A 13399-nucleotide genomic window follows, 5' to 3' on the forward strand; every position below is an offset into this window, starting at 1 on the left:
CGGGTGAGCGCCCCTCGAACTGGGCGTGGCGGGGGTGGTTCTGCCTCCGCGTCATCTCTTGACCCGAGGTTCCTATGAAATTGATGGTCCTGAACCATCGGTGTACGAGGCCACTGCTGGTGGCGCTCGCCACGGCGACCGCGCTGGCGGCCGCACCTGCCGTCGCGTACGCGGACGACAGCCGGCCCGCGCCGGTCACCGGCGGGATCCCCTTGATCAACACGGCCGAGAAGATCGGTCCGGGGATCAACCTGCAGCACGTGAAGGCGCTCGACCAGAAGGGCTGGTACGACGCGCAGTTCCTGACCGTGAACCTGTCCGACAAGGACGTCAGCACGGACCTGCTCACCTCCGGACCGGTCGCGTCCGGCGGGCCGCTGAGCGAGGCCGCCAAGAAGGCCGGCGCCGTCGCGGGCGTCAACGGCGACTTCTTCGACATCGGCAACTCCAACGCGGCGCTCGGTGGTGAGATCCAGGACGGCGAACTCCTCAAGACCGCCGACATCACCGGCGGCCGCAAGCACGTCGGCGTCAGCAAGGACGGCATCGGCCAGCTCGTGGACCTCTCCGTCAACGCGACGGCGGACTTCGCGGGCACGGGCCACAAAGTCCTCTCGATCAACGCCGCGAACGGCGGCGGGATCCCCGCGGACGGCATGGTCGCCTTCACGTCCGCGTGGGGCGGCTACAGCCGCAACGGGGGCCTGACCGGCGTGGCCAACGACCAGATCGCCGAGGTCCTGGTCAAGGACGGTTCGGTCGTGTCGGTCACACCCAACGGTCCCGCGGGCTCGGGGACGATCCCGGACGGCGCCTTCGTGCTTGTCGGGCGCGGCGCCGCGGCGACCGCGATCCGCGCACTGCGGCCCGGCGCCCCGGCGGCGCTCAGCTACTCGCTCGCCGACAACGTTGCCAAGACGATGCGGTTCGCGATCGGCCACGGCGGCACCATCGTCTCCGGCGGCCAGGTCGTCAAGGGCCTCGACACCTCGGTCGCCCCGCGCACGGCGCTCGGCTTCAAGGACGGCGGCCGGACGCTCGTGCTCGCCACCTGGGACGGCCCGGGCGGCACCGGCAAGGGCGGCGTCGGAATCGACAAGGAGGCGCGTGACCTCGCCGCGATGGGCGTGGAGACGGCGGTCAACCTCGACGGCGGCGGCTCGACCACGATGGTCGCCCGCGCGCTCGGCGAGGACGACGCGACCGTACGCAACGTCCCGTCCGACGGCCACGAGCGCAACGACCCCAACGGCGTCGGGGTGTTCGTCGCGAAGGGCGACGGCAAGCTGCACGAGATACTCGTCAAGCCCGCACCGGGTGCCACGGCGGCCGACGGCGGCGTGAAGGTCTTCCCGGGCCTGCGCCGCGCACTCGTCGTGCGGGGCCTCGACAAGCACGAGACGCCCGTGGCGGTCGACCAGAAGTCCGTGCAGTGGTCTTCCGACGACGCGTCCGTCGAGGACGGCACGCTCACGGCCCCGGCCGAGGCGGGCACGGTCAAGGTCGAGGCGCGGGTGGGCGGCGAGCACGAGGACGCGAAGGTCACCGTCCTCGGCCCGCTCAACAGCGTGGAGCTGTCGTCCCAGCTCCTGTCGATCGCCGACGCGACGCCCGAGCAGGCGGCCACCGTCTCCGTGACCGGCCGCGACGCCCAGGGTTACACCACCCCGATCGACCCGCGGGACCTCACGCTGGACTACGACCACAGCGTCGTCGACGTCCGGGCCGCGAACGGCAGACTGAAGGTCACCCCGCTCGCCAACGCGAGCACGATCCTCAAGCTCTCGGTCGCCGGCAAGTCGGTCCAGCTCCCGATCACGATCGGCGTCCAGACCAGGACGGTCTACGACTTCGACGACGACGTGCTCGCCCGCTGGCGCAACAACAGCACCGCGGCCACGAAGTTCTCGGCGGACCCCGACGGCCTGCGGATCGACTTCAACGCGATGCGCAACGTGGGCATCTCGGCGGCATCGGCGGCCCAGCGCGTCCCGGTTCCGGGCCAGCCGCTGCGCGTACGGGTGCGGATCAAGTCGAGCATCAGCGTGCCGAGCGGTCTGACCTACCTCGGCTACATCGACGCGGCCGGCAAGAGCGGCGGCGTCTACGGCACCGCTCTGACCGCGAGCAGCGACTGGCAGAACGCCACGTTCACGGTGCCGGCCACCGCGGCGTTCCCGATCACGATCTCGAGCTTCCAGGGCATCAACACCAACGTCGCCCAGCAGAAGGCGGGCACGTTCGTCCTGGACCGCATCGAGGCCGACGTCCCGACGTCGATCGACCTGCCCTCCCAGCCCGACCTTCAGGCCGACCCGATCGTCTCCGACGACGGCTCGCTGCTCGCCGGCCGCAAGACCTGGCAGTTCGCCACCCTGTCGGACGTGCAGTTCACGGCCGACAATCCGGCGCTGACCCAGGTCGCGACGGCCGCCATCCAGCGGATCCGCAAGACCGACCCGGACCTGCTCGTCCTCAACGGTGACATCACCGACCGCGGCCTGCCGCAGGACCTCGCGCTGGCCCGCCAGGTGCTGACCGACGCCGGGTGCGACCTCATCCCGGTCGGCCAGGAGCCGGCGCCGGACAGCACTCCGGCCCCGGAGGCCGGCTCGATCCCGTGCTACTACGTGCCGGGCAACCACGAGTCCTACGGCCTCAACAACGTCCAGAGCGATCTGACGAACTTCACCGCCGAGTTCGGCCGGCCGTACCGGACGTTCGACCACAAGGGCACGCGGTTCATCCTGCTCGCCAGCTCCCTCGGGTCGCTGCGCGGGACGGCGTGGGACCAGCTCCCGATGGTGCAGCAGGCGCTCGCCGACGCCGAGAAGGACAAGTCGGTGCGCAACGTCATGGTGTTCGCCCACCACCCGGTGGACGACCCCGCCGACTCCAAGTCCAGCCAGCTCGGCGACCGCGACGAGGCCGCGCTCATCGAGAACATGCTCACGGACTTCCGTGACTCCTCGCACAAGGGTGCCGCGATGGTCGGCTCCCACGCCCAGATCGCGAACGTCCACCGCCTTGAGGGGGTCCCCTACACGGTGCTGCCGTCCTCCGGCAAGGACCCGTACGGCACGCCGGACCGCGGCGGTTTCACCGGCTGGGTCGACTGGTCCGTCGACGCGAGCCGGGACGCGGCACAGCAGTGGCTCAAGGCCGACGTGCGCGCGTTCGCGCAGTCGATCACGCTCAACACCCCGGCCACCGTCGAGGTCGACAAGACGGCGCAGCTCTCGGGCAGCATCGTCCAGCCGCAGGGGGTGTCGACAGGCTCGCGTGTGGTGCCGCTGCGGTACCCGATGTCGGTCGACTGGAGCGGCTCGTCCAGCCTGGCGATCGGCAGCGGGAAGAACGCCGTCGACGACGCCCGCCGCCAGGGCAAGGTCGCGATCCTCGACCCGCAGACCCGGATACTCACCGCGCTGCGGCCCGGCTCGGTGACCGTGACGGTGACGAACGACTCGATGCGCGCGTACACCGACGACAGCTCGCTCGCGCCGATCACGACCTCGAAGACCATCCAGGTCGTGCCGTCCTGACACGGCGGAATGTGACAGTCATCAACACCGGCGTGCAGCCGCCGCGGATCGGCTCGTAAGCGGTTCCGGCACGTGAGGCGGCCTCACTGAGGGCGAGTACGTATGTACTCGCCCTCAGCGCTGCCCGGCCGCGTCCCGCTGCGGCGTCCCGGGCTCCGACGGCGTCCCGGGCCGGGGCGGCGCCGGGTCAGGTCAGCTCAGCGCGGGCACGTCCAGGGTCAACGTGCCGCTCTCCGCGTCCAGGACCGCCGGCACGCCCAGCGGCACGGTCAGTGCCGGCTCACCGTGCCCGAAGCCCAGCTCCTCCACGACCGGTACGCCCAGCCCGCCGAGCCGATCCAGGAACAGCGACCGTACGGCGTCGTACGGACCGCACCCCGACCAGGAGCCGAGCGCGATCCCCGCGACCCCGTCCAGCCACCCGGAGCGCGTCAACTGGGTGAGGATACGGTCCAGGCGGTACGGCTCCTCGCCCACGTCCTCGATCAGCAGCAGGCCCCCCGCCGCCGAGGGGCGCCCGTACGGAGTGCCGACATCCGCGGCGAGCAGGCTGACACAGCCGCCGAGCGTGACACCCCGGGCCCGGCCGGGAACGAGCGCCCTGGCCGACTCCAGCCCGAGCGTCCGCACCGACTCGGGTTCGAACAGCGTGGCGCGCAGCGACTCCTGGGTCCTGGCGTCCTTGAGGAAGGTCACGGTGGCGACCATCGGGCCGTGCAAGGTGGCCAGACCCATCCGCCGGGCGAACGCCTCGTGCAGCGCGGTGATGTCGCTGTAGCCGACGAACACCTTGGGGCCCGCGGCCCGCATCGCCGTCCAGTCGAGCAGATCGGCCATGCGCTGGACACCGTAGCCGCCGCGCGCGCAGATCACCGCGTCGACGGACGGATCGCACCACGCCTCCTGGAGATCGCGCGCCCGGTCCTCGTCCGTGCCCGCGAGATAGCCCAGCCAGGGGTGCGTGTCCAGGACATGCGGGGCGACGACCGGGTCGAGGTCCCAGCCGCGCAGGATGTCGAGTCCCGCTTCGAGCCGGTCCCGCGGTACGGGTCCGCTGGGCGCCACCACGGCCACCCGCGCCCCTGGCCGCAGCCGCGCGGGCCTGACCAGCGGCGCCGCATGAGCTGACGGAGTGGCGGGCGCGGGTGCGGCGTTCGGCGTCGTGGTCACTTCTTCAGCTCCAGCCTCGGGATATCGGTCCGGTCGATGCCGAAGGTCTGCGCGTACAGGGACAGTTCGGCCTCCAGCGCACGGATCATGGTGTCGGCCCTGCGGAAGCCGTGCCCCTCCCCCTCGAAGGCGAGATACGCGTGCGGAATGCCGCGGCCCGCGATCCGGTCCAGGAACCGCTCGCACTGCGCGGGCGGGCAGATCACATCGTCCAGCCCCTGGAGCAGCAGGAAGGGTGTGGTGATGCGGTCGACCTGGTGCAGCGGCGAGCGCTCCCTGTAGCGCTCGGGGACCTCGGCGAGCGGTCCGATCAGCGACTCCAGATACCGCGACTCGAAGTCATGGGTCTCGCCGGTCGCCCAGCCCAGCAGATCGAGGATCGGATAGATGATGGTGCCGCAGGCGTAGACACCGGTGGTGGTGAGCGAGGCGGCGGCCGTCCAGCCGCCCGCGCTGCCGCCCCGTACGGCGAGTCTGGCCGGGTCGGCGGTGCCCTCCGCGGCGAGCGCCTCGGCGACGGCCGCGCAGTCCTCCACATCGACGACGCCCCACTGCTCGCGCAGCCGCTCGCGGTAGGCCCTGCCGTAGCCGGTGGACCCGCCGTAGTTGACCTCGGCGACCCCGATGCCCCGCGAGGTGAAGTAGGCGATCTCCAGATCGAGGACGAGCGGGGCGTGGCCGGTGGGTCCGCCATGGGCCCAGATCACATAGGGCGGCAGTTCGCCCTCGGGCGCGCGGTGGGCGGGGTGGTGCGGGGGATAGATCTGGGCGTGGATCTCCCGGCCGCCGGGCCCGGTGAAGGTACATATCCGGGGCTCGGGGTAATAGGCGGGATCGACCGGGTCGTGGTGTTCCGCGCCGATCACCCGGGCGTGGCCGGTGGCGGAGTCCAGCTCCACGATCTCGTACGCGCCGCGCGGTCCGGCCGCGACCCCGATCACCCGGTCGCCGTGCACAGCGAGGGTGGGCGCCCAGTCGGTCCAGGGCCCGGCGGCGTCGGCCAGTTCACCGGTCGCCGGGTCGAGTATGCCCAGCGCGGTGGTGCCCGTGCCGTGGATGACTGCGATCAGCCCGTTCTCCAAGGGGTGGAACCACTGGAGGCCGATCTTCCAGAGCGGCCCGCCGAACTCCTCCCTCCGGCCGGGGCAGAGCCCGGTGCTCGCGATCACCCCCGGTGCTCCGGCCGGGCCGAGGGCTTCGAGATCGATGCGCTGAAGCTCCCACCAGCCACTGGCGTCGGAGACGAAGAGCAGCGAGCCGTCCGGCGCCCAGTCGGCCTGCGCCACGGACTCGTCCGTGTCCCCGACCACACTCCTGACCCCCGTGAACGGTCCGGACTCAGTGACCTCCCCCAGCATCACGACCGTGCCGTCCCACGGCATTTGGGGATGGTCCCAGGCGATCCAGGCGGCATGGCGCCCGTCGGGCGAGAGCCGGGGTCCGGTGACAAAGCGGTGCCGGTCGTCGGACAGCTCCCGTACCGCCGAGCGGTCCTCGGCGGCCGATCCGTCCAGCGGTACGGCCGCGATCACCCGCCGTACATCGGTGGGCCCTTCGCCGGTGAACTCCTCCAGCACGCACCAGACTTCGCCCCGGTCGGGCAGCAGCCGGGGATCGGCCCAGCGCAGTCCCCCGCCGGTCGCCGACACCGGGGTGAGCGGGCGCGGCGCGGCGGTGCCGTCCGGCTCGTACGCGTACAGCCGCTGGTCGGGGAAGTGGACGAAGACGACCAGCGGGCCGCCCGCGGGCCGGGTGGCGCCGGCCCAGGGCAGACCGCCGTACTCGATGACCCGGCTGCGGACATTCCAGGGCGCGGGCAGCACCGACTCCTCGCGGCCGTCCGCCCGCCGCCGGACCAGCGCGCGCCGCCCGGCCTCCGCCGGACGCGGCTCCGTCCACCACACCTCGTCGCCGACCGTCCCGACATACTCGGGGCGCCCGTCGTGCGAGGCGGCGAGGGTGGCGTCGATGGGGGACGGCCAGCTCCCGTAGGCATCCACGGACCGCGTCATCTGCATGGTCGGCGCTCCTAAGCGGTCTTCAGATAGTGGTCGAGGACACGGACGCCGAAGTGCAGCGCCGAGACGGGCACCCGCTCGTCGACTCCATGGAAGAGCGCCTGGTAGTCGAAGCCGCGAGGCAGCTTGAGCGGCGAGAAGCCATAGCCGGTGATCCCGAGCCGGGAGAACTGCTTGGCGTCGGTACCGCCCGACATGCAGTACGGCACGACATGCCCGTCGGGGTCGAAGCGCTCGACGGCGGCGCGCAGTTTGGCGAAGGTCGGCGAGTCCACCGGCGCCTGGAGCGCGGTCTCCCGGTGGTGGAACGCCCACTCCACATCCGGCCCGGTGAGCTGGTCCAGCGTGGCGCGGAACTCGTCCTCGCCGCCGGGCACCGTGCGCCCGTCGACAAAGGCGGTGGCACGGCCCGGAATCACATTGACCTTGTAACCGGCTTCCAGGACGGTCGGATTGGCGCTGTTCCGGATCGTCGCCTCGACCAGCGCCGCGGCCGGGCCGAGCTTGCCCAGCAGCCCTTCCGGGTCAAAGTCCGCCGCGTCGACATCGGCGTGTATCCCGTAGAGCGCGGAAAGTTCGGCGAGGGCGGCCCGGACCGTCGGGGTGAGCCGGACCGGCCAGGGATGGTCACTGATCCTGGCGATGGCCGCGGCGAGCCTGCTGACCGCGTTGGCGCGGTTCACCTTGGAGCCGTGGCCGGCCCTGCCATGGGCGGTGAGCTTGAGCCAGGCGGTGCCCCGCTCCCCCGCGGCGATCGGATAGAGCGCCATTCCGGGGCCCGCGTGATAGGTGAAGGCCCCGGATTCGCTGATGCCCTCCGTACACCCCTCGAACAGCTCGGGGTGCTGGTCGGCGAGGAAGCCCGAGCCGTCGGCGGCGCTGGCCTCCTCGTCGGCCGTGTAGGCGATCACGATGTCCCTGCGCGGCCGGACCCCGGACCTGGACCAGGCGCGGACGACCGCCAGGATCATCGCGTCCATGTTCTTCATGTCGACCGCGCCGCGCCCCCAGACCACACCGTCCCTGACCTCCCCGGAGAAGGGGTGCAGGGTCCAGTCGGCGGGCTCGGCCGGGACGACGTCGAGATGGCCGTGGACGAGGAGCGCGTCGGCGGACGGGTCCGTGCCCTCGATCCTGGCCACCACATTGGTCCGGCCCGGGGTCCGCTCCAGTAGGAGGGGGTCGATGCCGGCGTCGGCGAGACGCCCGGCGACATATTCGGCCGCGGGCCGCTCCCGGCAGTCCCCGCTTCCGTTGTTGGTGGTGTCGATACGGATGAGATCCGAGGTGAAGGTGACCACCTCGTCGAGCGCTGTGGAATCAGGAGCCACGCTCGTGTCGAACGGCGTCATGTCAGCCATACTGCTCCTCCACCGAGGCCGAAACGATCGTCGTCACCGCTTTGAAGGTACGAATGGCCTCATACATCGTCCCGCTGGTGTACGTCACACGCCGCTCACCGCTCACCGCCACCCCCGGCACCACCGTGGCCACCTCGGCGAGATGAGTGGCGTCGAACTCCAGCTCCAGGGTGAACGGACCGCCCGCGACCGGTTCGTACCGCCCGGCCAGCGCCGTGGCCTCCTTGGCGGCGGCCCGGATGTCCCCGGCGGTACGGGCCGGGGTCCTGCACACCGCGGCGTACCGCGACACATGGTCCTTGACGGCGACCTTGCGGGCCTCCGGTGCGTACCCCTCGGCGTCCTTGCAGGTCAGGTCGTCCCCCGTGACCAGGACCACCGGCACGCCGTACTCCGCGACCACATGTGAGTTCAGCAGGCCCTCGCTCGCCCGCGCTCCGTTCAGCCATACCCCGGTGAGCGAGTTGGCCAGGTAGGTGTGCGCGAGCACGCCCTCCGTACCGGCGCCGGTGTGATAGCCGACGAAGGCGATCCCGTCGACATCGCCGTGCTGCACGCCCTCGACCATGGACAGCGACTTGTGCCGCCCCGTGATCATCTGCGCGCGCTCGTCCAGCCGCTCCAGCAGGAGATTGCGCATGGACCAGTGCGCCTCGTTGATCAGCACCTCATCGGCGCCACCTTCGAGAAAGCCGAGCACGGCCGCGTTGACATCGGAGGTGAACAGGGAGCGGCAGCGCTCCCACTGCGGTGTGCCCGGCAGGACGTCGCCGGGCCAGGTCACCCCGGTGGCGCCCTCCATATCGGCGCTGATCAAGATCTTCATGGCTGGAACCGTACGCGCCCCCGCCGCGCCCTGCCAGCCCTGTGGATAACCGCCCACAGCACGCCGGCGGGGTCCCGGATGCCCCTCAGGCACGCCAGGCGCCGCGCGCCGCCTCCGCCCGCGCGAACTCGGCAAAGTCGCGCGGCGGCCGGCCCAGCGCCCGCGCGACCCCGTCGAGAACGGGGGCCTCCCAGCTCGTCCTGATCGGCTTGAGCGCGTCCGCCCAGACCGCGGCCTCGGCCTCGGACACCCCGCGCGAGATCAGACGCGCCCGGTACGCGGCCGCGTCCAGCGGAAGGTAGCGGGCCCGGTGGCCGGTGGCCCTCCCGATCTCGGCCAGGGCCTCGTCGACGGTCAGCGCGCGGGGCCCGGACAGTTCGTACACCCGGCCCTCGTGCCCCGGTCCGGTGAGCGCGGCGACCGCGACCGCCGCGACGTCCTCGGCGTCCACGAACGAGGCCGCACCGTCCCCCGCGTACAGCCCGAGTTCACCGGCGGCCACCTCGTCCCGGAACGCGCCCTCGCTGAAGTTCTGCGCGAACCATCCGGGCCGCAGGACCGTCCACGGCATCCCCGAGGCCCGTACCGCCTCCTCCCCCTCGATATGCGGACCACCATCGAAGGTTGGTCCGAAATAACCGGGAATATCAGCCCCACGCGCCGAGAGCAGCACCAGCCGCCCAACCCCGCACGCCACGGCCTGTGCCACCAGATCGGGCGTCCTGGACGGCGTGGTGTCCAGCGGAACGATGTACGCGCCCGACACGCCGTCGAGCGCGGCCTTCCAGGTGGCACGGTCCTCCCAGTCAAAGCGGACGTCCCCGGCCCGCGACACGGCCCGCACCGGCACCCCCTGCTCCCGCAGCCGCGCGACAACCCGACGGCCGGTCTTGCCGGTGCCGCCGATGACCAGGATCGTTTCAGGTGTCATGACGGAAGTCTCACCCGCCGGAAGACCCCCTCAAGCCCGCGACCGCGCCCCACACCCGCCGCCCCGTTCACATCCTCGCGAGTACGAACCACCTCGCCGGCAGGTCCATCCGGGTCCCGTCCGGCATCGTCTCCGTCTGGGGGAGCGCCGTGTCGCCGGTGGCCAGGATTGTCAGACCCGCCGCCCGCAGCAGTGACGGCACCTCCTCGTCCGTCGCGCCGGCCGGCTTCAGGCCGTGGTCGAAGACCCGGCGCAGCTTCGGGGGCGGCCCGTCGGGGCCCGAGGCGGCCTGCTGGAGCACCGTCTTCGAGGCGGGTGTCAGCTCCGCGACAAAGGCCCGGCCGCGCTCGCCGAGCAGTTCGGCCACGGCCCGCGCGACGGCGGGGCGGTCCTGCGGTTCACTCTGATGGATGACGGCCCGCATATAGACATTGGTGTCGCCGATCCGGTCCCGCAGTGCGCGCACGGCGTCGCCGTCGACCAGATCGAGTTGCTCGAACTCCGCGGTCTTGCCCGTGTCCGCGCGGCGGGCGTGTTCGATCGCGGCGTGCGACAGGTCGACCCCGACCGCGCGGGCGAAGCGGGTGGCCAGGTAGCGGGTCTGGGTGCCGTTGCCGCAGCCCAGGTCGACCACGGGGAGTGAGGCGTCGGCGTACGGAAGCAGCAGCTCGCTGTGGGGAACCGCGGAGAGCGACGGATCGACGTCCCAGATCACCTCGCCCGGTGCGTCCGAGGTCGCCCGCCAATACCCTTCCCACGCCTCGCGGTAACGCTCCGACACATCCATGCGCCCTCCCACATCCGGCCCGCCGAAAGCGAGTTGCGGGGTCCGGACTACCGTCCCCTCGGCTGCGGGGGCAAGAGTCCGGGAGGGTTCATCCAGCGGCCGTGGTGGCGGGCAGGCACCTTCCGGGTCAGGGACTGTTCGAACCAGACGGTCTTCCCGTACGCCGTACTGCTCGTCCCCCACTCGTGCGCCAGCGTGCTCACCACCCGCAGTCCGCGCCCCGACTCGTCGTCGGGCCGCGCGCTCAGCAGGGCCGCGGGGGCCGGTGCGTCATCGGTCACCTCGCACAGCAGGGCATCCGTACGGACCAGACGCAGCCCGACCCGCCGCGACCGCGCGTGGTTCATGGCGTTGGTGACCAGCTCACTCACCATCAGCTCGGCCGTCTCCACCGCGTCCGGCAGCGACCAGCCGAGCAGCCGGTCGCGCACCAGCCGTCTCGCCCTGCCCACCTCGCGTGGGTCCAGGGCGAGTTCGTATTCCGCGACATCGCTGTCAGGAATGCCGTTGAGCCGGGCCATCAGCAGCGCCACATCGTCCTTGCGCCCTTCGCGGGTGTTGAGCGCGCGGATGATGGTGTCGCAGGCGGCGTCCATGGCGGCGGCGGGATGCGCGGCGGACGCGCAGAGCGCGGCCAGGCCCTCCCCGATGTCCTCGCCGCGCACCTCGACCAGCCCGTCGGTGCACAGCACCAGCCGGTCGCCCGGCCCGACCCGTACGGACACCGTCTCGAAGGCCACTCCGCCCACGCCGATGGGCGCTCCGGTCGGCAGGTCGAGCACCTCGGCACTGCCGTCCTCCGCGCGGACCAGAACCGGTGGAATATGACCGGCGTTGGCGATCTGGACCTCGGATCTGATCGGGTCGTACACCGCGTACAGACAGGTCGCCAGATACTGTTCGCCGAGCCGCTGCGCCAAGTCGTCCAGATTGCGGAGCAGTTGGGCGGGCGGCAGCTCCATGGCCGCCATGGTCTGCACGGCGGTGCGCAACTGGCCCATCATCGCTGCCGAGTTGAGACCGTGGCCCATCACATCGCCGACGACCAGCGCGGTCCGCGATCCGGGCAGCTTCACGGCGTCGAACCAGTCGCCGCCGATCCTGCCGAGCCGGGTGCCGGGCAGATAGCGGGTGGCGATGTCACAGCCCGCCATGCGCGGCGCGACATGCGGCAGCATGCTGTCCTGGAGGGTCTCGGCGACATTCTCCTGGTAGGTGTACATCCGGGCGTTGTCCAGTACGAGCCCGGCCCGCGCGGCGAGTTCGGCGCCGGTCGTACGGTCCATGTCGTCGAACGGCTCACGGCCGGGCCGCCTCATCAGCACCATGAATCCCAGTACGACATCCCGCGCCTTGAGCGGTACGAGCAGCATGGACCGGTGATTGATGAGCGGGCGCAGATCCCGTTTCTCGAATTCCGCGGAGATACGATTCCCCATCTCCTCGCTCACCCGCGGGATGAGTACGGGCTCTCCGGTCACCATGCACTGGAAGAACGGGGTGTGCTCGGGGAATGCGATGGCCTCGCCGACCGGCACCGTATCGTCCCAGCGGCCCGGCTCGTCATTGTGCTCGACCCATACCCGGTGCCAGACGGTGGTGGCGTCGGGCGGTCCGTCCGGGAATCCCTCCCCGGCCAGCACCGCGGCCCGCAGATGCGTGCCCGCGAAGTCGGTGAAGCGGGGGACGGCGGCGCTGGTGACCTCGCGGATCGTACGGGCCAGATCGAGCGAGGAGCCGATACGCCCGCTGACGTCGTTCAGGAACTCCAGACGCTCACGCACCGCGGCGTATTCGAGGTCGAGTTCGGGACGGGGCACCGCTCTTCGTCTGGACGCCGCTCCCGCCGGTACGGGACCGGCCCCGGCCGGTACGGGACCGGCCCCGGCCGGTACGGGACCGGGCTCCGCCGATACGGACTCAGCCTCCGCCGGTACGAGTTCGCCCTCCACCGGTACGAGTTCGTCCCCCGCCGGTACGGGCTCGCCCGCGGGACTTTCGTACCGTACGGCAGGTCGCCGCGGCACACCCCAGTCGGGCGTGACCGGCACCCGGTCGTGGTGGCTGAATTCCAGGACGGGATATCCCAGTTCGAGTACCTGGGCGATAATGCGGCTGGATTCGGCGGGGCCCATGTTCGGCAGAATGTCGGGCAGCCGCCGGGCCAATGCGTCCGCGTGCTGGAATTCCGTGTGATGCGCGAAACCGGGGGCGATCCGCAGAATGTCCGCGGCGCTTGCGCCGCCCACGCCGTTCTCGGGTTGCAACTGCCCCGCGTCCGCCGCGAGTACGAGATGGCGCCCCGGCCCCGGGCCGATCAGCGGATAGGCCCACCACAGCACATCGACCCGGCCGCGCTCCGGATGGGAGACCTTCGCGCGGCCCGCGGTGGGGTAGGGGCCCCGGGCGTGCAGTTCGGGTCCCAGCTCGTCATAGCCGTCGTACCCGCCGTGCGCCACCCCGCGCTCGTCCTCCGCGAGGGCCCCGGCGACCGGCATCAGATCTCCGGCGTGCCGGCCGACCGCCTCGTCCTTGGGGTGGCCGAAAAGCCGCCGTGCACCCGAAGACCAGTGCGACACCAGGCCGTCACCGTCCACGACGACCACGGCGAGCGGAATCCGGCCGGCCGCGGCGGACTGCCGCGGCAGTCCCGGCGGAATACCACTGTCCATGGGTGGGAGGCTCCTTCCCTGCCGCCAGGATCTGCGGCTCCGCCCTCCACGGTACGGCCCTTCACGGGCATTGCGCCGGTCAATGAACC

General features: G+C 71.4%; 8 protein-coding genes. 1 reads left to right on the plus strand and 7 read right to left on the minus strand.

Translation table 11 applies throughout. The features are described 5' to 3' along the window. The first annotated feature begins 83 nt into the window (after positions 1 to 83). A complete protein-coding gene (locus ACFU9P_RS18835) occupies positions 84 to 3545 on the plus strand; it encodes a phosphodiester glycosidase family protein (protein ID WP_384082026.1) in 3462 nt (1153 codons plus the stop codon). A 192-nt stretch (positions 3546 to 3737) separates the two neighbouring features. Here ACFU9P_RS18835 and ACFU9P_RS18840 read toward each other — a convergent pair whose 3' ends face one another. The 7 genes from ACFU9P_RS18840 to ACFU9P_RS18870 form a co-directional block, all read right to left on the minus strand. Continuing rightward, positions 3738 to 4715 carry an LD-carboxypeptidase gene (locus ACFU9P_RS18840; protein ID WP_376382414.1) on the minus strand — a complete coding sequence of 326 codons (978 nt, stop codon included), beginning with the start codon at positions 4713 to 4715 and terminating at the stop codon, positions 3738 to 3740. After that, positions 4712 to 6733, minus strand: coding sequence for a prolyl oligopeptidase family serine peptidase (locus ACFU9P_RS18845; protein ID WP_384082030.1), 2022 nt, complete (start codon positions 6731 to 6733; stop codon positions 4712 to 4714). Before ACFU9P_RS18845 ends, ACFU9P_RS18840 begins: the two co-directional genes overlap by 4 nt. Positions 6734 to 6744: 11 nt before the next feature. Then, on the minus strand, positions 6745 to 8085 hold the full coding sequence (locus ACFU9P_RS18850) for a M20/M25/M40 family metallo-hydrolase (protein ID WP_384082678.1): 1341 nt from the start codon (positions 8083 to 8085) through the stop codon (positions 6745 to 6747). A gap of 1 nt (position 8086) precedes the next feature. Further along, positions 8087 to 8920, minus strand: a complete 834-nt coding sequence (locus ACFU9P_RS18855; RefSeq protein WP_376382410.1) for a M55 family metallopeptidase — start codon at positions 8918 to 8920, stop codon at positions 8087 to 8089. Between the two features lie 85 nt (positions 8921 to 9005). Beyond that, complete coding sequence (locus tag ACFU9P_RS18860) at positions 9006 to 9851, minus strand: NAD(P)H-binding protein (RefSeq protein WP_384082033.1); 846 nt, start codon at positions 9849 to 9851, stop codon at positions 9006 to 9008. Between the two features lie 67 nt (positions 9852 to 9918). After that, positions 9919 to 10638, minus strand: coding sequence for a class I SAM-dependent methyltransferase (locus ACFU9P_RS18865; protein WP_384082035.1), 720 nt, complete (start codon positions 10636 to 10638; stop codon positions 9919 to 9921). A 47-nt stretch (positions 10639 to 10685) separates the two neighbouring features. Next, positions 10686 to 13310: a SpoIIE family protein phosphatase gene (locus ACFU9P_RS18870; protein ID WP_384082038.1), complete on the minus strand. Its 2625-nt coding sequence runs from the start codon at positions 13308 to 13310 to the stop codon at positions 10686 to 10688. Positions 13311 to 13399: the final 89 nt, after the last annotated feature.

The organism is Streptomyces sp. NPDC057617 (assembly GCF_042800555.1).
In the GTDB taxonomy this organism is placed as follows: domain Bacteria; phylum Actinomycetota; class Actinomycetes; order Streptomycetales; family Streptomycetaceae; genus Streptomyces.